This window comes from Roseibium album (assembly GCF_965233825.1).
GTDB lineage: Bacteria > Pseudomonadota > Alphaproteobacteria > Rhizobiales > Stappiaceae > Roseibium > Roseibium album.
On record NZ_OZ247583.1, the window covers coordinates 840,539 to 865,092 of the forward strand.

Consider the following 24,554-nt stretch of genomic DNA (forward strand, 5'->3'; position numbering starts at 1 on the left):
CATTGGAATGTTGGCTTTGAAGTTAGCCTCGGCATGAAGATTGAAGACACACCATTGGACCCGAAGACCCGCAAACGTCTGCGTCGGCCGGATATCGTTGCGCAACAGATCCGCGAACGGATTATCGAGGCCGGGCTCCGTCCAGGTGACAGGATTCCCGCAGACTGGCTGTTACCGGGATCCGTCAAGGTATCGCGTGGGACCTTGCGCGAAGCATTGAAAGTACTGGAATTCCAGGGATTGATATCGTCCCGCAGCGGCCCGGGTGGCGGCATCTTCGTTTCCTCGGTGGAGCCGGGGGAAGCTATCGGACTGCTGGACAACCTTTTCCTGTTCGACCCGCCCTCCATCGCCGATATCTATACGCTTCGCAAACAATTGGAACCCGAGCTTGCTGCATCGGTTGCAGGCAATCTGACCGCGGAAACTTTCCAGGCACTGCAGGGCTGTATCCGGCTTTACGAGGACGAACCCGAAACAGCGGAAGAAGAATACGCTCAGCGGCTCGCCGAGCTTGATTTTCATGAAGAACTCACCCGGCATTGCAACAATCCGATCCTCGCATTCACCTGTTCCTTCCTGCTCAGTCTCCTGCGTGACATGACCGTGTGCCGGTCGATCTACAAGGAACCCAACCCTGCCTTGCGGGAAACAGGCCTGCACTATCAGGTTCGTCTGCTGCGGGCGATCAAGGCAGAAGATCCGGAACTGTGCCGGACGATCATGCGGGGGCACATGCTGGAAGCGGAAAAGTACATGCTGGAGCGTGCCGCAATGCGTCCGCCCGGGGAAAGCTCCCCAACCAGCTCCACCGACTCCCGATAACAAGTCAAACAGAACGGTCACCGCGGTGCTGTCAGTGTCGACGCGGGGCGTCAAACCCCTTCTGTCGATTGCCATCCGGCCTCAGACCACGGGTGCCCGGATTTCCGTGCCGGCAAAGTTATGCGATTGATCGGTTCCCATTCCAAGATGCATGAAGTCGATAAAGGCCTTTGTTGCCTCGCTGTAACTGCGGCCGTTGTGCCAGACGAGGCCAACATCCATCGTCGGAATTTCATCCGAAACCTCGATCACTTCAACGCGCCGTCCTTCCAGGCTCCAGGGCCGGTGCACCATGTCCGACAGGATGGAGACACCCATCCCGTTGGCCACCATGCTGCGCACGGCTTCCACCGAGGATGTCCGGAAAATTGTATTCGGCCTGTAAGGCGTGCGGTTCCAATAGCGCTGCGCCGTGTTGCTGGCCTCGTCAACTGTCAGCATGATGTAGGGTTCCTCGGCCACGTCCTGCAGTGAGACCGAGGGTTTCTGTAGATATTTGTGATGTGCGTCGACCCAAAGCCGCCGACGGGACCGCCAGAGAGTGTCGTGTGCCAACTCTTCGTGATTGACGATATTCGATGTCAGCATGACCGACAGGTCGAAGCCGTTCGTAACCAGGCCTTCCTCGATTGTCGGGCGGTCGGCCTCTGACAGATTGATTTTCACGTTGGGAAAAGCACGTGAGAAACGCGCGAGAAACGGAGGGAAGAAATAGCCGGAAATCGTATAGCTGAGCGCCAGGTTGATCGACCCTTTCACATCATCGCGGATACGGCGCGGGATCCTGACGGCCTCTTCGACCGATTCAATGATATGGCGGGCATGTTCCAGAAAGAGATTGCCTTCATAAGTCAGTGACACGCCGCCCGCATGACGTTCAAACAACCTTGCCCCGATAAGGTCCTCAAGGGACTTGATAGCAGTCGTGATCGCCGACTGGGAGACATTCAGGTCCATTGCTGCCCTGGAAATCTGACCTGCATTGGCGGCGGCGAGGAAATAGCGAATTTGTCGAAGAGACGGCTCCATCTGATTTTCCGATTCTGTTTATCTATTTTTCTGAATTTCGATAAAAACCCATTTCACGCCCAGATTGCGCTTACCGCTCAAGTTCAATCGCATTGAGTGCATAAAGTCAGATCTTTCATTGCTTTAATAGTTGAAACAGGCGAACCGACACTCTGCGGAATGTCGATCGCTCAAACTTATATTATCTGAATTTTCGATATTATTATGTTTAAAATCATATTTTACAATATTGCTTGCGCTCCTCAATATCAAGCCGTCCGCAGCAGAAGACCCGCGGCAGGGTCCGCCGGATCGATGAAATCAAACCCGTAAACGTTTGAATCCAAGGGGAACGAGAACTCATGAAAAGAACTCTGGTAGGCCTGTTGGCCTCGACGGCGATATCGTTCGCAGCCGTGACGGCCGCGTCGGCCGCAAACTGGTTCCCGGTTCCGGTTCAGGTCTGGGAACCGGCCTTCGACATGGACAGCCCAAGGCGGGACTTCACCTATGTGCCGCTCGACAAGGCCTCCAAACCCTGGGAAGTATGTGTCTCCTTTCCGCATATGAAAGACGCATACTGGCTGGGCGTGGATTATGGCGTGACGGAAGAAGCCAAACGGCTGGGCGTCAAGATGCAAGTCGTCGAGGCGGGTGGATATACCGAACTCAACAAGCAGATTTCCCAGATTGAGGATTGTGTCTCCGCCGGTGCCGATGCCGTGATCATCGGTGCGATTTCCGCAGACGGCCTCAACAATCTTATTCAGGAAATCCGCTCCAAGGACATCCCAGTCATTGACGTGATCAATGGAATTTCTTCCAAGGAAATCACCGCGAAATCTCTTGTCTCTTTCGGTGAAATGGGCGCGAAAACAGGGGAATACCTTGCCAAGCTGCACCCGGCCGGCTCCGGCAAGGCAAAGGTTGCGTGGTTCCCTGGCCCCTCCGGAGCAGGATGGGTGGAAGCCGGCAATGCAGGTTTTGCAAAGGCCGTCGAAGGCAGCGACATCGAGCTAGTGGAAACCAAGTACGGTGACACCGGCAAGGAAGTACAGGCCAAGCTTGTTGAAGACACGCTCGAGGCACATCCCGATCTCGCCTACGTCGTCGGAACTGCTGTCACGGCCGAAGTCGCCGTGCCGATCCTGCGCTCGCGTGGCCTGACGGACCAGATCAAGGTCGCGTCCTACTACTTCACGCCCGGCGTCGCGCAAGGTTTGAAACGCGGCCAGATTCTCGCCGCACCGACCGACTCAACAGTCCTTCAGGGCCGCATCGCTGTCGATATTGCCGTGCGTGCGCTGGAAGGCGAACCCTATGAAAAGCATGTCGGCCCGGCCCTTTACGTGGTGCATCAGGGCAATCTGGGTGAGTTCGATGCGTCCTCCACCCTTGCGCCGGATGGCTTCAAACCGGTTTTCCGGGTCGATTGACAATGGTCTCTCAAGCCTCGGATGCAGTGGTCCAGGAGGTTGGGGAGGGTGCGCGCACCAGCGCGCACCCGCTCCTCAGGACCGAAAGCCTGACCAAGGACTATCCCGGTATCCGCGCCCTCAACGAAATGAATTTCGATCTGCGCAGCGGTGAGGTCCACATACTCTTCGGTGAAAACGGTGCCGGCAAGTCGACGTTGATCTCGATGCTGGCGGGTGCAAATCATCCCACCAGCGGCAAGATCCTGTTCGACGGCAAAGAGGTGCACCTCGGCAGCGTTCATGAAGCAAGGGAACTGGGCATCAGCGCGGTCTTTCAGGAATTCTCGCTCATTCCGCAGATGACCGTTGCCGAGAACATGTTCCTGGGTGCCGAACCGACACAGGGCGGGTTTCTTCGGCCGCGGGAACAGAAGGCAAAAGCCGAGGAGATTCTGAAAAACCTCGATTTTCATTTGAAGCCTGGCCGCCGTGTCGATCACCTCACGCGTGCGGAACAGCAGATGGTCGAGATTGCCAAGGCTTTCCGCACGGATCCGTCGGTTCTCATTCTCGACGAGCCGACCGCGTCGCTGACAAACCATGAGACCGAACAGTTGTTCAAACTGGTCGCCAAACTCAGGAAACGCGGTGTCGGCATCATCTACATTACCCACCGCATGGCGGAAATCCGCGAAATCGGAGACAGGATCACCATTTTGCGCGATGGCAGGTTCATCGACACGGTCGATGCCGCCACGACCAGCGAAGATCGCCTTGTGGAACTGATGACCGGCCGCGTTGTCGGGCAGATATTTCCGAAAGTGAACTACAATCCGGGCGAAACGATACTGGAAGTCGATAACCTGCACACGCCTGGCTCCGGTGGGCTAAACGGCGCGTCAGCCTTTGTCCGCCGAGGTGAAATCGTCGGATTTGCGGGGCTGGTTGGCTCCGGAAAATCAAAATTCGCCCAGGCCAGTTTCGGCTCTTACCCGATAGAAAGCGGCAGGATCCGTTTCAAGGGACAGGACGTCGGCAAACCGAAAACCCGGGACATGCTCAAGCGCGGTTTCATGTATCTGCCATCGGACCGCCGGTCCGACGGGCTGATGATGATGCGGCCTGCGCGAGAGAACATCAGTCTCGCCTCGTTGACCAACGCACCGCTATCGGCAGGCTTGTTCCTGAACACCCGTGCTGAGAACCGTGTCGCATCCGAACTCGCCGACCGGCTGAACCTGTCTCCGCGCCGTATCGAGCGCCTCGCTGGACAGTTTTCCGGCGGCAACCAGCAGAAGTTGATGCTTGCACGCAGCCTTACCCGCGAGTTCGATCTGATTGTCTTCGATGAGCCGACCGTCGGCGTCGATGTCGGCACACGTGCGGCCATCTACCAGTTTATTGCCGAGCTCAGCGAGAACGGAGCGGCCATTTTGCTGATTTCGTCCGACCTTCCCGAAATCCTTCACCTGACCAATCGGACTTACGTCTTCTATCGCGGCGAGATCCAGGCCGAACTCGCCGGTGACGACATCACGGAAGCCAATGTCCTGGCCCATTTCTTTGAACGAGAAGAGGTTTGAATGACCGTCTCATCCGAAAGCTCCGCAGCGGGTACAAGCACACTGGCGGATCTGCCGAAGAAGGTGTTCGTCAGATTGGGGATCCTTCCGTTTCTGCTTGTGATTGCCGTTGTCGTGTTCACGATCCTGTCCGACAATTTCCTGACCGGTCGAAATCTGCTGAACGTCCTGAGGCAATCGGTCTTTCTGACCATCGTGTCGATGGGGCAGATGCTCGCTCTGCTGACCGGCGGTTTCGATCTGTCTGTTGGAACCACACTTGCGTTGACCTCCGTCGTCGGTGCGATGGCGATGGCAGCCGCTTATGCCGCGATGCCTGACGCTGTCTGGCTGGCTATCTTTATCGGTTGCTTCGCCGGCATCGTCGCAGGAACCATGATCGGTTTGTGCAACGGTATTGGTGTCGCATTTTTCGGCGTCTCACCTTTCATGATGTCGCTCGGCATGACATCCGTCGGCTTCGGCATTGCCCTGTTTCTGACGGGCGGAACACCGGTCTACGGCATGCCGCAGGCTTTCGGGGATGTATTCGGTTTCGGATCCTTCCTTGGGATCCACACTCCGATCTATGTCGCCGCCCTGCTTGCCGTCCTGCTGTTCGTCTATCTCTACCGCACCCCGTTCGGGCGATACATCTATGCCGTCGGCGGAAACGCCAAGGCGGCAGGACTTTCAGGCATCAACACCAGGGCAACACTGCTTTGGACATACATCATGTGCGCTGCCATGGCATCAGTCGCCGGCATGCTGCTGACGGCCCGGCTGGATACGGGAGAAGCCAATATCGGAGCGTCCATGCCGCTCGAATCGATTGCCGCCTGTGTGATCGCCGGCGTCAGTTTGCGCGGTGGTGTGGGTCGTCTGGAAAACGTCATTCTGGGAGCTCTCTTCATCGGATTGGTCCAGAACGGCATGAACCTTGCGCGCATTGAATCCTACCTGCAGACGGTGGTCCTCGGAGGATTGCTGATCCTTGCAGTCATCGCCGACCAGATCCGCTTGCGCTACGTTGCATCCCTCAAAGACTAAGAGCCAGAACATGCAGACAAATATAAATTGCGACATGGGAGAGAGCTTCGGCATCTACAAGATGGGCAACGATGAAGCCATCATGCCCTACATCACCGAAGCAAATATCGCCTGCGGATTCCACGGCTCGGACCCGAACCACATCCGCAGAACCGTCGAACTCTGCGCCCGTCACGGCGTCAAGGTCGGGGCACATTTTTCCTTGCCGGACCTGCCTGGTTTCGGCCGGCGCGAGATGAAGATCGATCGCGAGGAGATGGCAAACATCATTCTCTACCAGATCGGCGCGCTGAAAGGTTTTCTGGACGCGGCGGGAATTCAGCTCTGCCACATGAAGCCGCACGGTGCGCTTTACGGAATGGCGGCCCGGGAAGAACACATCGCCCATGCAATCTGCGATGCCTGTCACGCCTACGCGGTCCCTGTCTTCGGCTTGAGCGGCACGCTTCACGAGGAGATCTACACTGCACGAGGTCTGGAGTTTGTCGCCGAATTCTTTGCAGATCTTGACTACGATCAAAACGGCAAGCTGCTGATCACGCGGGAACATCCCGTGCTCGATCCCCAGTCGGTCGGCCAGAAGGCACTGCGCGCTGTCACCGAAGGCAAGGTCACGAGTGTTACCGGAGAGGATGTACCGGTTACCGCGAAAACAATCTGCATTCATTCCGACACACCCAACGTGGTGGATATCGCAAAGGCCGTCCGATCGGCGCTTGAAGACTACATCGAGGCCGCTTGATCAGTCGGCTGACCGAACAAGGCAAGAGGGAATCTCAATCATGGCAATCCACGAAGTCAGGGCAATGCTGCCGGGTGTGTTCTACCGCAAACCCGCACCTTCCGATCCCAACTACAAGGAAGAGGGCGACGCGGTTTCCAAGGGAGACGTCATTGGCCTGATCGAGGTGATGAAATCATTCCACGAAGTCATTTCCGATGCGGACGGCACCATCCGGGCGTTCAAGGTGGAAAATGAAGACGCCATCATGCCCGGTCAGGTTCTCGCGGAAATCGAAGGGTGATCGGAGCTTCCATGTCCCTGTCCAAGATACTCATTGCAAATCGCGGTGAAATCGCAGTGCGGATCATTCGCGCAGCGAAGGAACTCGGGCTGAAAACAGTCCAGGTTTACAGCTCTGCCGATGAAACGTCGCTTGCTGTGCAAATGGCCGATGAGGCCGTCGAAATCGGCCCGCCGGCAGCAAAAAAGTCCTACCTCGATATTGATGCGGTTTTGAAGGCCGCCAGGGAAACGGGTGCAGATGCCATTCACCCGGGCTACGGATTTCTGGCCGAAAACGCGGAATTCGCGGATGCGGTCGCTGCGGCGGGCATAACATTTGTCGGCCCGTCCGGTGATGTCATCCGTCGCATGGGAGACAAGGCGTCCGCCCGCCAGGCAGCAACGGAGGCCGGCGTCCCGACCGTCCCCGGCAGCCAGGGTGTGATAGACGATCTGAACGAGGCCTGCAGACTTGCGGAAAACATCGGCTTTCCCGTGATGATCAAGGCGACGGCCGGTGGCGGTGGCCGGGGCATCCGGATCGCGAACAGTGCCGGGGAATTCATGGCGCTGGCACCGCAGGCGTCTTCCGAAGCAGAGGCGGCATTCGGTGACGGTGGGCTTTACCTTGAAAAGGTGATCGAACGCGCAAGACACATCGAGGTCCAGATTCTCGGTGACGGAGAAAACTTCATTCATTGCTACGAACGTGAGTGTTCCCTGCAGCGGCGGCGCCAGAAGGTCTGGGAAGAAGCTCCGTCGGCCGCACTCTCGTCCGACGTCCGCGAGAGGCTGTGTGCATCCGCCGTCGCCCTCGCGGCGGCCGTCAGGTACAAGGGTGCCGGCACGATCGAATACCTCTACGACGATGCCAGCGGCGACTACTACTTCATCGAAATGAACACCAGGATCCAGGTCGAACACCCGGTCACGGAGAGCATTACCGGCATCGACCTGCTGGCAGAAATGATCGCCGTGGCCGGAGGCCAGCCCCTGTCGGTCCGGCAGGAAGACGTCACCTATCGTGGCCATGCGATCGAAGTGCGCATCAATGCGGAGGATCCTGCCGCGAATTTCATGCCCTTCCCGGGAGTTGTCGGTGATCTGCGCATCCCCGGCGGACCCGGGGTGCGCTTCGATCACATGCTTTATCAGGGCTATCAGATCCCGCCTTTTTATGACTCGTTGCTGGGCAAGCTGATCGTCAGCGCCGACTCTCGCGAGAAAGCCATCATCCGCCTGAAACGGGCAATCTGCGAGCTCGGGCTGGACGGCCTCAAGACCACGGCGCCGCTCTTCAAGGCGCTCGCGGAGGCGCCGGATGTTCTGTCCGGCGACGTTCATACGAAATGGCTGGAGCCCTGGCTCGAGGCAAATTCAGACAAACTCTCAAGCCAGTAGGGAGATCCAGATGAGCTCGAGATACACATTCGGAGGCGACGAGCATATCTTCGTGGAAGTCAACGAGGAAATGTCCCTGGAGGCATTCTTCAAGGCTCTCTCGATGACCAATGCCGTCAGGAACGCCGATATCAGGGGCGTGACCGAGATCTGCCCCGCCAATGCATCGTTTCAGATCAAGTTCGACCCGGATCTGATCCATCCGGATGATCTCATGTCCGAGTTGAAGCGAATGGAAGAAATCGCTGACAAGGAAGAAGCGGTTCTCAACACGCGCATCATCGAAATTCCGGTCTATTACCAGGACCCGTGGACACATGAGACGCTGATGAGGTTTCGCGAAAGGCATCAGGACCCGGAGGCGACGGATATCGAATATGCCGCGCGGATCAACGGGTACGACACTGTTACGGATTTCATCCAGGCCCATTCCGCCTCGCCATGGTTTGTCTCCATGGTCGGCTTCGTCTCCGGCTTGCCGTTCCTCTATCAGATGGTCGATCGGAAGCGGCAGATCCAGGTGCCGAAATATTTGCGCCCACGAACCGACACGCCCAGGCTGACGGTGGGGTACGGCGGCTGTTTTTCCTGCATTTACTCAGTCCGCGGCGCCGGCGGCTACCAGATGTTCGGCATCACGCCCATGCCGATTTACGACCCGGAACAAAAGGTCAATTACCTGAAGGACTTCCTCGTCTTCTTCAAACCCGGCGACATCGTGAAATGGAAACCGATCACCCGGGAAGAATACGAAAGGAACCTGAAGGAGGTCGAGGCGAACACGTTCAGTCCACGTATTCGCGAAGTCGTCTTTTCACTGGACGATTTCAACCGGGACATCGATGGCACCAACGCCAAGCTTCTGGAGGTTCTCAATGCCGGTTAATGTAAAATCTGCTGGACTTGCAACAACGGTCCAGGACCTCGGCCGTCCGGGCTACTACCACCTCGGCATTCCGATCGGCGGTGCCATGGACAGGCTTGCCCTACGGGCCGCAAACATGCTCGTCGGCAATGACGAGGGAGCTGCATGCCTCGAGGCCGTGTTCATGGGTCCCGAGCTCGAGTTCACCGAGGACACGCTGATCGCCATTACCGGCGCCGAACTTCCGCCGAAGATTGACGGCGAGGTTCGGGACACCTGGACGACGCTCAAGGTCAAAAAGGGACAGGTCCTGTCCTTTGACTATCTGCGCGCCGGAGCCAGGGCCTACATTGCTGTCGCCGGCGGCATAGACACGCCCGCCAATCTCGGCAGCCGGTCGACCTATGCAATCGGTGCGCTCGGCGGCGTGAACGGCAGGGCCATTCAACCGGGCGATGTACTGCCCGTCGGAAATGCCTCCGTGACAGTCTCGGAAGGAACGACAGTTCCGGCAAACCTGAGGCGCGGCCCGGACAAACCGGCGGAGCTGCGGGTCTTGCCCGGGCTCTATGCTCACCGCGTCAGCGAACGGTCGCTCGACCGGTTTTTCCAGGATACCTGGAAGGTCGCCTCCGAGGCCGATCGCATGGGTTACCGCTTCCAGGGCGGCGCTCCGATCGAATTTGTCGACAGGGAACCGCCCTTCGGTGCGGGATCCGACCCCTCCAACATCACCGATGCCTGCTATCCCTACGGTTCCATACAGATACCAAGCGGCACCGAGCCGATCATCCTGCACCGCGACGCGGTTTCCGGTGGCGGGTACTTCATGGTTGGCACCGTGATTTCAGCCGATATGGACCTGATCGGACAACTTCAACCCCATACGGAAACCCGGTTCGTGAAAGTGAACATGCACACGGCACTGTCAGCACGCCGCGAACGGGCCGCAGCGATTGAAAACATGCGTCAGGCCCTTGCCTGAGCAGAACCGAAACAAGGAATTCGCAATGATCAGCACGCAGAAACATGCCACGCTTGCCGACATGCTCTGGCAAAGCAACCATCCAGGGCTGCGCACTCTGGCGCTTGCGGTCCTGGGAAGTATGGCGCTCTGGGTTTCGGCTAAGATCCAGGTGCCGTTTTATCCCGTTCCCATAACCATGCAGACCTTCGTCGTTCTGGCGATCGGCATGGGCTTCGGTGCGCGGCTCGGCGCTGCGACCGTCGGTCTTTATCTCTTGCAGGGCCTTGCCGGATTGCCGGTCTTTGCCGGCACCCCGGAAAAGGGAATCGGGCTGGCCTACATGATAGGCCCGACCGGTGGTTATCTGCTCGGCTTCGTGCTGGCCGCAGCTGTCGTCGGCTATCTCGCCGAACGGGGTTTCGACCGCAATGTCTTCACGACCGCAATTGCCATGATCGTCGGCAACGTCGTAATCTACGTGCCCGGCCTGCTGTGGCTCGGTACGGTCGTCGGCTGGGACAAGCCGGTGCTGGATTGGGGCATAACCCCTTTCCTGTTCGGCGACGCCTCCAAGATGCTGCTGGCCGCTGCACTCTTGCCCATGATCTGGAAGATAATCGGTTCCCGGCAGTCCTGACTGACCTTTCCTGCATTCCCGGAAAGTCCGGAGAAAGGGAGCGGATCACAAATCCGCTCCCTTTCTCGTCTTGCAGTCCGCAATCAGGTATCAGACCCGGACGCCCTGCAATCATCTGGCACACGCATGATCACACGTTCAAACATACTCATACGTGCCAAGCATATGCTTCAACCATGTTTGAAACCGTTGAATTCGTTCATCATTGGCAACTGCGGGCCGCATCAGGAGAAAGTAGCCGCCAACCTTGATATCGGTTTGGAAGAGCTCGACCAACCGGCCTTTTGCGATTTCCTCTGATGCCAGAAGATTGCTCGTAAGAGCAACGCCCTGACCCGCGAGCGCCGCGTCAAATCCGAGGCTCGCGTCCCATAACCTTGATCCGCTCAGAGCATGATTGAAATCCACCCCGGCGTGCCGGAACCAGCTTGTCCATTGTTCGTAGGAATCCTCGTGAATCAGCGGCAGGCGCGTCAGGTCTGTCAACGAACCCGGGTGACCGTTCTTCTTTAGCCAAATTGGACTTGCGACTGGAAACATGCGCGGTTGCATCAATGGAGTCGCGCCTTCGGGCAGTCGATTGGCATCCGAAAACCCGATCATCAGGTCGGCTTCTCCACCGGCAAAGTCGGGGATTCGGTCAATCGCACGCAGCAGAACATCACCGTGCAGGATTGCTTGACGGATCCGATCCAGCTTGGGTGTGAGGCAGCGGGTTGCCAGACCCGGAACGCACCAGATGACCAGTTCGTCCGCTCCTGCTTTCGAACGCAGCTGGGCCGACACACGGGCGATATCTTGAAAGGCGTCTGTCGCCGCCGCAAAAAGCGTGGAGCCCTCGGTGGTCAACGTAATTCCACGTGGCCCTGCAGAGACCAGCTTCCGGCCAAACCATGCCTCCAGGTTCTGAATATGCCGGCTGACAACTGTGTGGCTTATGCCGATATCTTCCGCAGCCTTGCGCATGCTGCCGGTGCGGCCGGCTGCTTCGAAGGCACGCAACATGTGAAGCGGCGGCAACCGGCCTGCAAGTGGCCGTGCCGGATCGAAATGCCGGCCGCCGGCATTTCCTGAATGACTTGGTTTTGGCATCGAATGATCGCAGATAGTGGTACATCAGGTGCACCACAGTATCATAATCAAACTGCTACATTAAGCCTCGGAATAACCGTTAGCGTTCACGCGACTTTGCCAGCTCAAAGGGTAAAAACGTGAACAATGAAATCTTGCAACACCGCAGGCGCGCTGCTGTTCCGCGCGGGATCGCCACGGCCTATCCGACATTCGTCAGCCGGGCGGAAAACGCTGAAATCTGGGATGTGGAAGGTAATCGGCTCATTGACTTTGCCGGAGGCATTGCCGTTCTGAACACGGGTCACCGTCACCCGCGGATCATGGAAGCAGTCAGGCAGCAACTCGACAGTTACACCCATACGGCATTCCAGATCTTGCCCTATGCGCCCTATGTCGAAGTCTGTGAACGCCTGGTACAGCTTGCTCCGATCAAAAACGCGAAAGCGGTCCTGTTTTCAACCGGTGCGGAAGCCGTCGAAAATGCGGTCAAGATTGCACGAGCGGCCACGGGACGGCCCGGTGTCATCGCCTTTTCGGGAGGATTTCACGGCCGCACGGCCATGACCACGGCCCTTACCGGCAAAGTCTCTCCCTACAAGACCGGGTTCGGAATCTCTCCGCCCGGGATCTATCACGTTCCATTCCCGGTTCCCCAACACGGGACCAGCACCGAAGACTCGCTGAAGGCTCTGGACACACTCTTTCGAACAGATATCGGACCTGACAACACCGCCGCGATCATCATTGAACCGGTTCAGGGGGAAGGCGGTTTCCATCCGGCGCCTGTTGATCTGCTCACCAAGCTGCGCGGGATCTGCAGCCGGGCCGGTATCGTCCTGATCGCCGACGAAATACAGACCGGTTTTGCGCGAACCGGCAAGATGTTCGGCGTCGAGCATAGCGGCATTTCACCCGACATCATGACGGTTGCCAAATCCATGGCAGGCGGCTTCCCGCTCTCCGGGGTTATCGGGCGTGCCGATATCATGGAGGCAGCTGAACCGGGCGGTCTGGGCGGGACCTATGCCGGAAACCCGGTCTCCTGCGCAGCGGCGCTGGCGGTCATGGATGTCATTGCAGAAGAAAAACTGGTCGAACGGGCCAATACCGTGGGTACGCGCATCAAGACCCGGCTTCAGGAGATTGCGAAACGCAACGACAGCGTCCCCATCGCAGCACTCCGCGGCCCGGGAGCAATGGTCGCATTCGATATTGTCCGCAAGGAAGATGGGCAGGAACCCGATGCCGTCGCGGCAAAACGCGTCACGCAGGCAGCACTCGATGCCGGTCTGGTACTTCTGTCCTGCGGTGTTTTCGGCAATACCATTCGCATCCTCAATCCGCTGACAATAACCGACGACATTCTCGATGAAGGTCTCGACATTTTGGAAGGGGCGCTGAAAACAGCCCTCGAGACGGAGGATTGAACCCTTGTTGAACTTGAATGACTCAGGTCTTCTAAAACAACAGGCCTACATGAATGGTCAGTTTACCGGTCATCCCTGTCTACCCGTGATCAACCCGGCAAATGGCCAACGGATTGCTGCAGTACCGGATTACGGTGCCAGAGAAACGGAAACAGCGGTTGAAGCCGCTGGGGCGGCTTTTCGGCCCTGGGCATCAAGAACGGCAAAGGATCGCGGCAGCGTGCTCAGGCACTGGTTCGAACTTCTCATGGCCAATCGGGAAGACCTTGCAACCATCCTGACGGCGGAACAGGGCAAGCCCTATGCGGAAGCGCTCGGCGAGATCGACTATGCGGCATCCTATGTCGAGTATTATGCCGAGGAAGCCAAGCGTATTTCAGGTGAAATCCTGCCCGCGCACCGGGCAGACGCCAGGATCACGGTCTTTCGCCAGCCAATCGGAGTTGTTGCCGCCATCACGCCCTGGAATTTCCCTGCGGCAATGATCACCCGCAAGATTGCACCCGCTCTTGCTGCGGGTTGCACCGTTGTCGTCAAACCGGCTCCCGAGACCCCGTTGACCGCCCTTGCGCTTGTCGAACTGGCACACCGGGCCGGCTTCCCCGTGGGCGGCATCAACGTTCTGACCGGCAATGCGGTGGAAATCGGCAGGGTTTTGACAAGTCATCCGAAGGTCCGGCTTGTCGGCTTTACCGGGTCGACAGCTGTCGGCAAGCTCCTCATGGCACAGTCCGCCACCACCGTGAAGAAGGTCGCATTGGAACTTGGTGGCAACGCCCCGTTCATCGTCTTTGACGATGCCGATCTCGACGCCGCGGTCGAAGGTGCGATGGCATCGAAGTTTCGCAACATGGGCCAGACCTGCGTCTGCACCAACCGGATCTACGCCCAGGCCGGAATACACGACCGGTTTGTCGATCGCCTTGCCCGTGAAGTTGCCTGTTTGAGTGTCGGAGACGGTTTTGAGAAAGACGTCACACAGGGGCCACTCATCACCGAAAACGCCGTGTTGAAGGTGGAAGATCATATAGCCGATGCCCTTGCAAAGGGCGCAAGGGTCGTTGTTGGCGGCCAGCGGCACAGTCTCGGCCGGACCTTTTTCCAGCCCACTCTCATGACAGGTGCAACAGGTGATATGACACTTGCCCGCGAAGAGACCTTCGGCCCGGTCGCAGCCGTCTTCAGGTTTGGTACGGAAGACGAAGTGATTGCCGCAGCCAACGAAACGGAAACCGGCCTCGCGGCCTATGTCTATACACGCGATCTCGGCCGCGTTTTCCGGGTCATGGAACAGCTGGAATATGGCATGGTAGGTGTCAACACAGGTATCATCTCAACAGAGCTGGCGCCCTTTGGCGGCGTAAAGCAAAGCGGCAATTCGCGCGAAGGCTCCCGACATGGCATCGATGAATTCACCGAACTGAAATACGGTTGCATCGCGGGTTTGTGATGCCGTGGCATTGATGCCCGGGATGTTACACCATCGCGCAAACCCCGTCAGACAACCCGCTTTGAAAAGAGGTGCCGCCAGTCGTTTGCTCCTGATTCGACGCAGTCAATCTGCAAGGGCGCGGGATAGCGCCGTGAAATCGCGTTCGCAACCCGGACTTGGTCTGGACAAATCTGCGAAACAGCGCCACGACATTTTGGTCAAGTATCTATAGTCTTGGACCGGAACTCGAAAACCGACCTTCCCGACAGGTTCAGACACGAAGATGCGGAGGAGCAACGCAGCAGATGCACGTACTCATGACCGGCGCGGCCGGAATGGTGGGCCGGAAACTTGTGGCCAGGCTTGCCAGGGAGCCTGATCTCTTCGGTGCCGAGGTCACCCGACTGACACTCGTCGATATCGTCGCGCCTCAGGTGCCCCCGGCGTTTCAGTCAAAGGCATCCGCCTTGACGCTTGATCTGGCAATACGCGGCGAAGCAGAGAAACTGATAGCAGGTAGGCCGGACCTCATTCTTCACCTGGCAGCGGTCGTTTCTGGAGAAGCCGAAGTTGATTTCGACAAGGGATACGCAATCAATTTGGATGGAAGCCGCGAGATTTTCGAAGCAATTCGCCAGGAGGGAATTCAGAACCCCTACTTTCCGCGCGTTGTTTTTGCGTCGTCGATCGCCGTGTTCGGCCAGCCATTTCCGGAGAAAATCGGCGATGAATTCTTTACAACGCCCCTGACGAGCTACGGGACCCAAAAGGCAATTTGTGAGCTGCTGTTGTCCGACTATACCCGAAAAGGCGTGTTCGACGGGATCGGCCTTCGCCTTCCAACGATCTGCGTCCGGCCAGGAAAACCCAACAAGGCGGCTTCGGGATTTTTCTCGAACATTCTGCGTGAACCGCTAGTCGGCAAGGAAGCGGTCCTGCCGGTCGGCGAGGAGGTTCGCCACTGGTTTGCAAGTCCGCGTGCAGCGGTTGGATTTTTCGCCCATGCGGCGCGCATGGATACCTCCCTGCTCGGATCCCGTCGTGCGCTCACGATGCCGGGTCTGTCGGCACTCGTCGGAGAACAGATCGAGGCCCTCAAGCGGGTCGCAGGCGAAAAGGCGGTCAATCTCATTCGCCATGAACCCGATCCGGAGATTGGCAGGATCGTAGCCGGATGGCCCCGGAATTTCGACGCCAGACGGGCAAGCGAACTTGGTTTCGAGGCAGAGACGAGTTTCGACGACATCATCAGAATTCACATTGAAGACGAACTTGAAGGTGCATCCGCATGACCGAAACCACAAACAGCACGTCCGGCAAAATCGCTCTTGTCACCGGTGGCGGAACCGGCGTCGGCAAGTCGGTTGCACGGGCTCTCAGCTCCGCCGGCTGGCATGTTGTCATCACCGGGCGCCGCGAAGCGGTTCTTGCCGCAACTGCTGAGGAACTTTCTACCGAGACCGGGAACAAGGTCTCCTGGCTGTCGTGTGATGTCGGGGATGAGACATCCGTCAAAACCCTGTTTGCAAATTTGGCCGATGAGTTCGGGCGGCTTGATCTGCTGGTGAACAATGCCGGGATCGGCAATTCACCGGTTCCCCTGGAAGACATCAGCTTTCAGGAATGGTCCAATGTTGTCGCAGCCAATCTCACAGGAGCGTTCCTGTGTACGCAGCAGGCGTTTCGTTTGATGAAGGCACAGGATCCGAAGGGTGGCCGGATCATCAACAACGGCTCGATTTCGGCAACCACTCCAAGGCCGAATTCGGCACCCTATACGGCAACCAAACATGCAATTACCGGCTTGACGAAATCGACGGCGCTTGACGGACGGGCCTTCGACATAGCCTGCGGCCAGATCGATATCGGCAATGCGGCAAGCGACATGACGGCCAGGATGAGCGGTGGCGTACCGCAGGCGAATGGCGAATTGGCGCCGGAGCCGACCATCAGCCCGGCCCACGTCGCGGACGCCGTCGTCTACATGGCCGGGTTGCCGCTCGACGCCAATATTCTGACCCTGACCGTCATGGCGACGAAAATGCCATTTGTCGGCCGGGGATAAGCCAAGGACAGGCGGGGGGCAAGCTGTTGCGCCGATGAATTTCCGGCATTTTCGGATCCAAGTTTCGGCGCGGCAGAAGGTTTGAAATTGCTCGCCGCTACGACCCGCCGCTGATTGCCGCTTCCGATCCGGCAGCGGTCACGACGTCCGGGTCGCCGGGCTCCAGAAAACGCTCCTGCGCATTCACGGCCGACCGCCCGTCGCGCGACAGGTTGGTGTTGTAGGCCTGCCTCGGGAACGGTTGCACCGTATGGATAGCCATGTTGGCGTCCATGGCGTTTCCGGCGCCCACCGTGACCGTATCCCGGCGGCTCATGTAGTCGGCACATCCGGACAGCAAAAGCACCAGGGCGAAGGCCGCCAGTCGATCAGTTCTTGGAGTACACATAACCATCCTCAAGTTTCAGATCGACAATGTGGCCGTAGGGACCGATCAGGCCGTCGCCTTCCTTGTATTTCCGGAGCATGTCCTTGTTGACCTCGAGAATACCGAGGGCAAACATCTCGACATCGTTTGTAGGCCGCGTCTGGTCGAGTGGTGACGCAAGGGGTTCATTCGGGCGCGCCGGACGTACAAGGCGGGGTGTCACAACGATGACCAGGTCGGTTTCGCGTTTCTGGAAACTTGTAGAGCGAAACAGAACACCCAGGACCGGCACCTGCCCCAGCCACGGCAATTGGCTGATATCTCTGGTATCGACATTTTCCAGCAGGCCCGCGATGGAAAAGCTCTGCCCGTCCTTGAGTTCGATCACCGCTTCCGCCCTGCGCGAGGTGAAACCCGGGTTTCCGTTGACATTGATCGAGTTGTCGATGTCGCTGACCTCGGTCATCACACGAAGATTGACCCGGCTGTTGTCGAGAACCGTCGGCACAAATTCGAGACGGACACCGAACGGACGGTAGTCGGTTGAGGAGGCAACTCCGCCCGCATTTGAAACCGCTGTCTGGATTGGCACTTCGCCACCAACATGGAAACGGGCCGTTTCACCGCTGATGGTCGTCAGGTTCGGTTGTGCCAGGCGGCGGACAAGACCCTTGCCTTCCAGGGCGTCAATAATGGTGTCGATGCGAATACCGGCCGTTTCGAGAACCTTTGCGATCAACGTTCCGAACGGAAGCGCACCTTGCTGCGCGACACTTGCACCCGACCCGAGAACCGAAATCAGGCCGCCGGCCTGATTGGTTCCGACCTGAACCCGGGAACCGCTCGTGCTGACATTCCCATTGGTCGACCGTCCCACCCAGTTGACACCAAGGTCTCGGCCGATCGAGCGGCTGGCTTCCAGAACACGCACTTCCAGGGCGACCTGCTGAGGGCTGCGTACGCTAACTGCGTTGATCACCGGGGCTTCTGAAAACTGCTGCGCAACTTCCAGAACCTTGGTCAGTTCGACCGCATTGCTCACCGATCCACTGAGCCTGATCTTGTTGCCGGCATTGGTAACCGACACCTGCGCTGTCGGTGCGACGGCACGAATTGCACGGACGACATCTTCGAAATTGAGCTGGATACGGACTTCGATCACGCCAAGCAAGGTCTTGGAGGCGTCGTAGATCGAGATATTGGTCAGTCCTGGAGCCTTGCCCTGAATGTAAAGAACCTGTTCGGAGAGAGGCACGATATCTGCGGTTTCGGGATTGCCGACGACAAGGTCCGAGAATTTCTTGTTCGTTCTGACGGTCCGGGTTGTCCCCGGTGGCATTGTAATCCTGGAAACGCTTCCACCGTTGATCACCAGGGTCATTTCGTCGACTTGCGCGATGACCTGCCCGGCATAGGTGACGCTTAAAACGAAAACCGAGATCAAAACTGTCAAAATGGACGATATCTTCACGTCGTGTCTCGTCTGTGGCATTTGTTAAATTCCAAGATCACGCTAGGTCAGTTTTATTCTCACCTATCGGGAGAAATACCTAAGAACACCAAAGACCTCGTGCCTTACCCATTCCAATATTACGATCCTGACGATTAACGGCTCGTGAAAAAAAACTTAAAACTAGTCGCTATTGAACTGGATTTACATTAACGCACGGAACCTTAGCCTTCTTCATTGCATAAATTCGGGCATGGATGTCAGATTTCAACCTACATACACTTGAGAGTTGCACAAAATTGCTAAAGAAGAAGAACCGCCCGTGCGTCTCTGGCACGGACGCATCGCACAGCGAAAGGCAATCAATCGAGGATAGCCGGATCGTCCGGGTTTCACTGTTGTTTCAGCAAAAAAGGCTTCGCAGCGGGACATCAGTCGAGCCGGTCGAACGGACCTTAGCGCTTTTCATACCTGACCTTGCCGTCAGGCGTCACAATTCTGCGAAACAGGGCAGAGCCATCCGATTGGCCACTCGACTGCGAGACCGAAACCTGAGGAATGTTGCTTGCAGTTTCGAAACGGCCGGAATTCTGGGCAGATAGCGCCGGCGAAAACATCATGGTGGCGGTCGATGAATGGAAAAAATCGATGTCTTCGTCGACCACAGTCTTTAATTTGTCGATCGGAATGTCTGAGTCACCCCTTTCGATCCTCATTAGTCTGACACCGGACTGGATCTGACCGATGCGCTGATCGATCTTCGACAACCTGCTTTGGACACCGGCATTCATCAGATTGACGTTGCCTGATATTCTCTTTTCGAACTGCTGCAGGCCGGAAAGCTGCTGCCTGATCTGATTCAATTCCGAGGTTGCCGACCAGGAAAAGAACAGGCCCACGAACAATAGAATTGTGACGGCAACCGACACCGCATTGAGTGCCATCAGGATCCGGACATTGCGCTGCAAATAGGTTGTCAGCGGTGACTGCGCCGGCTTCGCGGCGGAAGATTTGCCTTCACCGGGCGCGCTGGTCCTGGCTTCGGTCGCTCTTTCGGAGACATTCACGTCGCTGGTCATCTGCCTGCCTATCCCCGATTGGCAAAAGATACGCTGTTACGCAGGAGTTCCAGGTTGTTGGCGGTGGTCTGATTGTTCGGATCGATATCATAGGCCTTCAGGAAATACCGCCTTGCCGATATGAGATTTCCGCGCAACATGTAGGAATAGCCGACATTGTTCAGGTATTCCGGGCGGTTGGGGATCATGCGCGCAAGGCGCTTGTAGCCGATATCCGCATTGTCGAACCGTCCGATCATGTCCGCGGAAGCGGAATAACCGAGCCAGGCGACCGGATCCTTCGGATAAACCTCGACCGCCCGCTTGTAGATCGCATATGCCTTGCCGAAGTTCTTTTCCTTGAACTGAACATTTGCCTGGGTAAGCAATTCGTCGTCCCGGTAATAGGCGACTTTGGAAAGATCTTCATTGGACGCGGCACTGTCGCCATAGGTCGACAGGTTTGCCAGATCACCAGACTGGCAACCGGCCAGCACAAATACCGAAACCGCAAAAGCAGAGAACTGTCTACGCAACCACATTGTCTCTCACCCACACCGATTATACTCTGACGGGAGCTTACTACTGCAGTATCGCTACTAGTCAGTATTCACAATAGCTTCCGCCGCTACTCTGTCGGTCTATGAGCAAATTAGAGAAATTGGGAAAATTATTAGTTAAGAGCCCTGAATTACATTTCGTAAATAGCTGCGGATCTCGATTTGGGCCGCGAAGTGGAGCTTAGTTTGGTCTTGCAACCTTCCAGTGCAGCGGCGTCAGGACAACCGCACCCGGCAAACCGAAAACCCGCGACTGATGCGCCGCCATCCGGCGCTCCGCAAAGATCACCTGCACGACACATGGAAGAACGGACTGTCTTGTCACCCCTTCAAGACGCATCGTCATGGGCTGCCGGGAGGGGCCGCCGGGATGGCTGGTCCAGCGTTTGGACCGGAGCCATACCATCCCGCCGCCTCCCGGGAGGAAAGATAGTTTCTGGTATCAGGGTGTTGCCGGCGTCCGCAATGTCGTCACCGGCTCCCCCGAAAACGTCGTGTTTTCCGTGAGCACGTGGCTCGGGTTTGAGGTTTTCGCGGCAGCGACGCCGACAATCATCAGGGCAACGGCTGCCAGGCTCCAGAATTTCATTCCATGCGCTCCTCAATGCTTGGGGACAACAATGAACACCCGCCTGTTCCACTCAATCAGTCAAACTACGACTTTCGTCTATATTAGACTTTAGACGTAGATCAGGCAATGCCAAGCCGCGAATTAACGGCCACGCCAACGGTGCTGCGCGGAAAGAGTCAGTGTTGCGGGAGTAATTACATGCGATAAATCAATATGTTAATATAACACTCAACTGATGGCAGTATGTCGCTTGTAAAAGAAAATTTTGCACCAAAGACACTATCAACAGCTCGACACACAGGTCTGCATCCGGAATTCGGGACGAATCCGGACGGTTTGGCGCAGGTAGTCGCGATGGATTTCAGTCTTTCTTGGGCCCGCGGCGTTGCGCTGCCAGTTCCCTGGTATACGCGCAAAGGGACTCCAGGCTGATCGACGCCCCCGCCCCGTCCTGCCTTTCCAGTGCAACGGCAAGCGCTTCGTGCAAGTCGGCAATCCGCTCCCGGTCGCGCAAGCGGTAGACCAGCATGTTCATCAACGGCTGCATGGCCTCGAAGGCCGCTGACAACTGGAAGGTCAGCAGCGGATTGCCGGTCGCCCTGGCTATGACCGAATGAAAGGTAACGTCGGAAGCGCAGAATTCCTCATCGCTGGTCAGCGGGTCCCGCTGGCGGTCGATCTCCCTGCGCATTGCTGACAGATCGTCTCCGGCACACTTTTCGGCAGCCAGCGGCAGAGCCGCCGCCTCCAGCGCAAACCGGGCTTCGATCGCGTCCTCCAGCGGAATATCATTCATGCCGATCAGGAGACGCGTCGTGGTCACGAGATTGTCCTGAGCCTCCGACCACGTCAGACGATTGACGAACGCCCCGCCGGACGAACCGCGCTCGCTTCGGATCAGGTTCTGTGCCGCAAGCCGCTTCAAGGCCTCGCGGACGGTGGACCGGGACACACCGAACCGATCGGCAAGTTCGGCTTCACTCGGCAAGCGCTCTTCACTGGATAGTCTTCCTTCCAGGATGGCGTCTCGAATGGCATTGGCAATCTGGACCGAAAGTCCTTCCTTCTGAATTGTATTGAATTCGATTGCCAAGATGGTCCTCGCACGCCCGTGGATCGGTTTCCGTCAAACTAGAGGGCGGTCACCAAAGGGTCAATTGTAAAAAATTAAATGTCAGACAATTAAATGTTTGACATTTATCAGATCGAAGCGCAGCTTTCGTCCAAAGAGCATTGGGAGGAACGGGTGAAGGCAATCGAGCGTCTTTTGCCCGGCCACGGTATTTGGTGGCTGACTTTTTTTGGCGGTGTCCTGGCGGCGTGGAGCATCCTCTTCGCGATGCAGCTACCTGTTGACGTACCGCCTGCAGCGAACGACTTCGGCGTTGCATACCTGATCTCTCTTTGCACACAGACAGCCGCCGATGCAGGCTTCCTATCCGCCGTCCTGATGTGGGCCCTGATGTCACTCGCAATGATGGCACCAACCGCGTTCCCGGCGTTCAGGACTTATTCGGATCTGAGCCACACGGAGGCAGCCAGCGGACCTTCGCTCGGGGTCCTTGTGCTGGGATACCTTGTCGTCTGGCTCGGCTTTTCGGTCCCGACAGCCTTTCTACAGGTACAGTTTGCCGGGCTTGGCCTCCTCGATCATGACGGCCGGTCTATGTCGGGCATGTTGAATGCCGCGCTGCTTGTCCTTGCCGGACTTTATCAGTTCAGCAGTCTCAAGAATGCCTGCCTGTCCGCCTGCCAGAACCCGATGACATTCTTTTTCAACCACTGGCAACCAGGGCTTCCTGGCGCCCTCAAGCTTGGCTTGCGTCTTGGAGCCGTCTGTCTCGGCTGTTGCTGGGCCCTGATGCTGCTGGCCTTCGTCGCTGGCACCATGAACCTGGCTTTCATGGGAATTGCCATGGTTCTGATGACGCTCGAGAAACTGCCGCAGATCGGAAACCGGATCAGCGCTCCGCTCGGCGTTTTCCTTCTCATTTCAGGGACGGTCGTGTGCGTCCTGTCGTTTACAGAACTCTAGTACGGGAGATATCAGATGTCCGGATGGGCCATACGCGGTGAATTGATACTGAACTGCAACTGCACGGTCTTCTGTCCGTGTGTCGTTTCACTTGGAAAGCACGCGCCTACCGAGGGCTACTGCCAGGCTTGGGCAGGTGTGCGTATCGACGAAGGACACTATGAGGGCGAAGATCTCTCCGGCCTCAACGTCGGGCTGGTGCTGGAAATTCCCGGCCTTATGGCGCGCGGCAACTGGAAAGCGGCAGCCTATATCGATGAACGTGCAACGGATGCCGCCTATGAAGGCCTGTTGAAGATCTTCTCGGGCCAGGCAAAGGGCACAACGGGTCTGTTCAAGGTGCTGGTCAGCGAATTTCTGGGAGCCGAGCGCGCTCCGGTATCCTACACCAATGAAGGCAAGAAACGGCGCCTGATTGTCGGAAAGGCGATCAAGGGAGAGATCGAGCCGGTCCGTGGCGGCAATCCCGACGAAGATATCATCGTGACCAATACCGAATACTGGATGGGACCCGACATCACGGTGGCGACGGCCACCCAGGGTCGCGTGCGGGCCTACGGTCGCGTCTGGGATTTCGATGGCCGCAGTGCCGAAATCTGTCAGATCGACTGGTCCGGCCCCCCCGCCGAACAAGCTGCCTAAGGAGGACCGTCATGCAGGTCCCGTCTCTCTCCATTTCCCGTCGCACGCGCTTCACGCCGTTTTCGCGCCGCGTGCAAGCGGCAGGTGTCAAGGCATACACGATCTACAATCACATGCTGCTTCCGACGGTGTTCAACTCCGTCGAGGAGGATTACCGCCACCTGAAGACAAAGGTTCAGGTCTGGGATGTCGCCTGCGAGCGGCAAGTCGAGCTCTGGGGTCCTGATGCTGCGCGTCTCGCGCAGATGCTGACGCCCCGGGATCTTTCCGCGATGACGGAAGGCCAGTGTTACTACACGCCCATGGTCGACGAGACGGGCGGCATGCTCAATGACCCGGTCACAACAAAACTTGCCGAGGACAAATTCTGGGTCTCGGTCGCAGACAGCGATCTGCTGTTCTGGATCAAGGGACTTGCGCATGCGCTGCGGCTCGAAGTCGATGTCGACGAACCCGATGTCTCGCCGCTCGCGATCCAGGGTCCGAAGGCGGAAGAACTTGTTGCCCGTGTATTCGGCGACGACATCCGCTCGATACGGTTTTTCCGTTACAGACATGTCAGTTACCAGGGACGCAAGCTTGTTCTCGCCCGGTCGGGCTATTCCAAACAGGATGGTTTTGAACTCTACGTCGACGGATCGGATCTCGGCGAACCGATCTGGGACGCACTTATGGCTGCGGGCGAGGATCTCGATGTTCGCGCCGGCTGCCCGAATCTGATCGAGCGGATTGAGGGACAGCTGCTGTCCTACGGCAACGACATGACCCGAAACAACACCCCGCACGAATGCGGCCTTGGCCGCTTTTGCCAGACCCAGGCGGCAATTGGCTGCATCGGGCGCGATGCGTTGCTTCGTGTGGCCGTTGAAGGTCCTGTCAGGCAGATCAGAAGCATTGCGATCGATGGCGATCCGGTGCCGCCTTGCGACGAACTGTGGCCGGTAATAGGTGGCGGCAAACAGGTTGGAACAGTCAGCTCCGCGGCCTGGTCACCGGACTTCCGCACCAATGTCGCCATCGGTATGGTGCGCATGACACATTGGGACGACGGAACCAGGGTGCAGGTCGATACACCTCATGGCATGCGCTCGGCGACGGTTTGGGAAACACCCTTCACCGTTCAGGGAGGCTGAC

At 57.5% G+C, this 24,554-nt stretch carries 26 protein-coding genes; 17 read left to right on the plus strand and 9 right to left on the minus strand.

The window, feature by feature from the left end; genetic code table 11:
* Positions 1-33 precede the first annotated feature (33 nt).
* A complete protein-coding gene (locus ACO6TI_RS03890) occupies positions 34-825 on the plus strand; it encodes a FadR/GntR family transcriptional regulator (RefSeq protein WP_422384394.1) in 792 nt (263 codons plus the stop codon).
* Between the two features lie 81 nt (positions 826-906).
* Here ACO6TI_RS03890 and ACO6TI_RS03895 read toward each other — a convergent pair whose 3' ends face one another.
* Positions 907-1,854, minus strand: a complete 948-nt coding sequence (locus ACO6TI_RS03895) for a LysR family transcriptional regulator (protein ID WP_104703281.1) — start codon at positions 1,852-1,854, stop codon at positions 907-909.
* 341 nt (positions 1,855-2,195) lie between these two features.
* On the opposite strand from ACO6TI_RS03895, the gene torT reads away from it, so the two are divergent.
* The 9 genes from torT to ACO6TI_RS03940 are packed head-to-tail and all read left to right on the plus strand — an operon-like array spanning position 2,196 to position 10,739.
* Positions 2,196-3,269, plus strand: a complete 1,074-nt coding sequence (gene torT / locus ACO6TI_RS03900; protein WP_055115018.1) for a TMAO reductase system periplasmic protein TorT — start codon at positions 2,196-2,198, stop codon at positions 3,267-3,269.
* A gap of 2 nt (positions 3,270-3,271) precedes the next feature.
* Complete coding sequence (locus ACO6TI_RS03905) at positions 3,272-4,834, plus strand: sugar ABC transporter ATP-binding protein (protein ID WP_082442499.1); 1,563 nt, start codon at positions 3,272-3,274, stop codon at positions 4,832-4,834.
* Positions 4,835-5,863: an ABC transporter permease gene (locus tag ACO6TI_RS03910; protein WP_055115020.1), complete on the plus strand. Its 1,029-nt coding sequence runs from the start codon at positions 4,835-4,837 to the stop codon at positions 5,861-5,863.
* Between the two features lie 10 nt (positions 5,864-5,873).
* On the plus strand, positions 5,874-6,605 hold the full coding sequence (locus tag ACO6TI_RS03915) for a LamB/YcsF family protein (protein WP_055115022.1): 732 nt from the start codon (positions 5,874-5,876) through the stop codon (positions 6,603-6,605).
* Between the two features lie 40 nt (positions 6,606-6,645).
* A complete protein-coding gene (locus tag ACO6TI_RS03920) occupies positions 6,646-6,888 on the plus strand; it encodes an acetyl-CoA carboxylase (RefSeq protein WP_173937339.1) in 243 nt (80 codons plus the stop codon).
* An 11-nt stretch (positions 6,889-6,899) separates the two neighbouring features.
* Positions 6,900-8,270, plus strand: a complete 1,371-nt coding sequence (locus ACO6TI_RS03925) for an acetyl-CoA carboxylase biotin carboxylase subunit (protein WP_029062781.1) — start codon at positions 6,900-6,902, stop codon at positions 8,268-8,270.
* Positions 8,271-8,280: 10 nt separating this feature from the next.
* Entirely contained in the window at positions 8,281-9,156 is an 876-nt protein-coding gene (locus ACO6TI_RS03930) for a 5-oxoprolinase subunit B family protein (protein WP_422384395.1), read from the plus strand.
* Positions 9,146-10,120 carry a biotin-dependent carboxyltransferase family protein gene (locus ACO6TI_RS03935; protein WP_422384396.1) on the plus strand — a complete coding sequence of 325 codons (975 nt, stop codon included), beginning with the start codon at positions 9,146-9,148 and terminating at the stop codon, positions 10,118-10,120. The genes ACO6TI_RS03930 and ACO6TI_RS03935 overlap by 11 nt, the downstream gene beginning before the upstream one ends.
* Before the next feature lie 25 nt (positions 10,121-10,145).
* Positions 10,146-10,739, plus strand: a complete 594-nt coding sequence (locus ACO6TI_RS03940) for a biotin transporter BioY (protein WP_422384397.1) — start codon at positions 10,146-10,148, stop codon at positions 10,737-10,739.
* Positions 10,740-10,877: 138 nt separating this feature from the next.
* Here ACO6TI_RS03940 and ACO6TI_RS03945 read toward each other — a convergent pair whose 3' ends face one another.
* Positions 10,878-11,831: a LysR substrate-binding domain-containing protein gene (locus ACO6TI_RS03945; protein ID WP_422384398.1), complete on the minus strand. Its 954-nt coding sequence runs from the start codon at positions 11,829-11,831 to the stop codon at positions 10,878-10,880.
* Positions 11,832-11,950: 119 nt separating this feature from the next.
* Here ACO6TI_RS03945 and gabT point away from each other — a divergent pair, with 119 nt between their 5' ends.
* The 4 genes from gabT to ACO6TI_RS03965 all read left to right on the plus strand — a co-directional run bounded on the left by gabT (position 11,951) and on the right by ACO6TI_RS03965 (position 16,737).
* Positions 11,951-13,240 (plus strand): 4-aminobutyrate--2-oxoglutarate transaminase, encoded by a 1,290-nt coding sequence (gene gabT, locus ACO6TI_RS03950; protein WP_196900207.1) that lies wholly within the window; start codon positions 11,951-11,953, stop codon positions 13,238-13,240.
* 49 nt (positions 13,241-13,289) lie between these two features.
* Positions 13,290-14,690 carry an NAD-dependent succinate-semialdehyde dehydrogenase gene (locus tag ACO6TI_RS03955; protein WP_209012406.1) on the plus strand — a complete coding sequence of 467 codons (1,401 nt, stop codon included), beginning with the start codon at positions 13,290-13,292 and terminating at the stop codon, positions 14,688-14,690.
* Positions 14,691-14,977: 287 nt separating this feature from the next.
* Entirely contained in the window at positions 14,978-15,964 is a 987-nt protein-coding gene (gene denD / locus ACO6TI_RS03960) for a D-erythronate dehydrogenase (RefSeq protein WP_104703275.1), read from the plus strand.
* A complete protein-coding gene (locus tag ACO6TI_RS03965) occupies positions 15,961-16,737 on the plus strand; it encodes an SDR family oxidoreductase (RefSeq protein WP_055115033.1) in 777 nt (258 codons plus the stop codon). The genes denD and ACO6TI_RS03965 overlap by 4 nt, the downstream gene beginning before the upstream one ends.
* Before the next feature lie 97 nt (positions 16,738-16,834).
* Here the strand turns inward: ACO6TI_RS03965 and ACO6TI_RS03970 are convergent, their stop codons facing one another.
* The 7 genes from ACO6TI_RS03970 to ACO6TI_RS04000 all read right to left on the minus strand — a co-directional run bounded on the left by ACO6TI_RS03970 (position 16,835) and on the right by ACO6TI_RS04000 (position 21,836).
* The gene (locus ACO6TI_RS03970; RefSeq protein ID WP_144435958.1) at positions 16,835-17,125 is read right to left on the minus strand and encodes a hypothetical protein; all 291 of its coding nucleotides are present in this window, start codon (positions 17,123-17,125) and stop codon (positions 16,835-16,837) included.
* Positions 17,106-18,596, minus strand: coding sequence for a type II and III secretion system protein family protein (locus ACO6TI_RS03975; protein ID WP_082442500.1), 1,491 nt, complete (start codon positions 18,594-18,596; stop codon positions 17,106-17,108). The genes ACO6TI_RS03970 and ACO6TI_RS03975 overlap by 20 nt, the downstream gene beginning before the upstream one ends.
* Before the next feature lie 413 nt (positions 18,597-19,009).
* Positions 19,010-19,633, minus strand: a complete 624-nt coding sequence (locus tag ACO6TI_RS03980) for a hypothetical protein (protein WP_422384399.1) — start codon at positions 19,631-19,633, stop codon at positions 19,010-19,012.
* Between the two features lie 8 nt (positions 19,634-19,641).
* Positions 19,642-20,154 (minus strand): tetratricopeptide repeat protein, encoded by a 513-nt coding sequence (locus tag ACO6TI_RS03985; protein ID WP_055115040.1) that lies wholly within the window; start codon positions 20,152-20,154, stop codon positions 19,642-19,644.
* 199 nt (positions 20,155-20,353) lie between these two features.
* Positions 20,354-20,578, minus strand: a complete 225-nt coding sequence (locus tag ACO6TI_RS03990) for a hypothetical protein (RefSeq protein ID WP_422384400.1) — start codon at positions 20,576-20,578, stop codon at positions 20,354-20,356.
* A 36-nt stretch (positions 20,579-20,614) separates the two neighbouring features.
* On the minus strand, positions 20,615-20,761 hold the full coding sequence (locus ACO6TI_RS03995; protein ID WP_158510370.1) for a hypothetical protein: 147 nt from the start codon (positions 20,759-20,761) through the stop codon (positions 20,615-20,617).
* A 343-nt stretch (positions 20,762-21,104) separates the two neighbouring features.
* Positions 21,105-21,836 (minus strand): FadR/GntR family transcriptional regulator, encoded by a 732-nt coding sequence (locus ACO6TI_RS04000; protein ID WP_082442501.1) that lies wholly within the window; start codon positions 21,834-21,836, stop codon positions 21,105-21,107.
* 93 nt (positions 21,837-21,929) lie between these two features.
* Between ACO6TI_RS04000 and ACO6TI_RS04005 the strand changes: the two genes are divergently transcribed.
* Genes ACO6TI_RS04005 through ACO6TI_RS04015 form a run of 3 tightly spaced genes read left to right on the plus strand, consistent with a single transcriptional unit; the run spans position 21,930 to position 24,553 of the window.
* Positions 21,930-22,778: a DUF2182 domain-containing protein gene (locus tag ACO6TI_RS04005; RefSeq protein WP_196877901.1), complete on the plus strand. Its 849-nt coding sequence runs from the start codon at positions 21,930-21,932 to the stop codon at positions 22,776-22,778.
* Positions 22,779-22,793: 15 nt separating this feature from the next.
* The gene (locus ACO6TI_RS04010) at positions 22,794-23,420 is read left to right on the plus strand and encodes a DUF1326 domain-containing protein (RefSeq protein WP_108875653.1); all 627 of its coding nucleotides are present in this window, start codon (positions 22,794-22,796) and stop codon (positions 23,418-23,420) included.
* Positions 23,421-23,431: 11 nt separating this feature from the next.
* Positions 23,432-24,553: a dimethylsulfoniopropionate demethylase gene (locus ACO6TI_RS04015; protein WP_104703272.1), complete on the plus strand. Its 1,122-nt coding sequence runs from the start codon at positions 23,432-23,434 to the stop codon at positions 24,551-24,553.
* Position 24,554 lies beyond the last annotated feature (1 nt).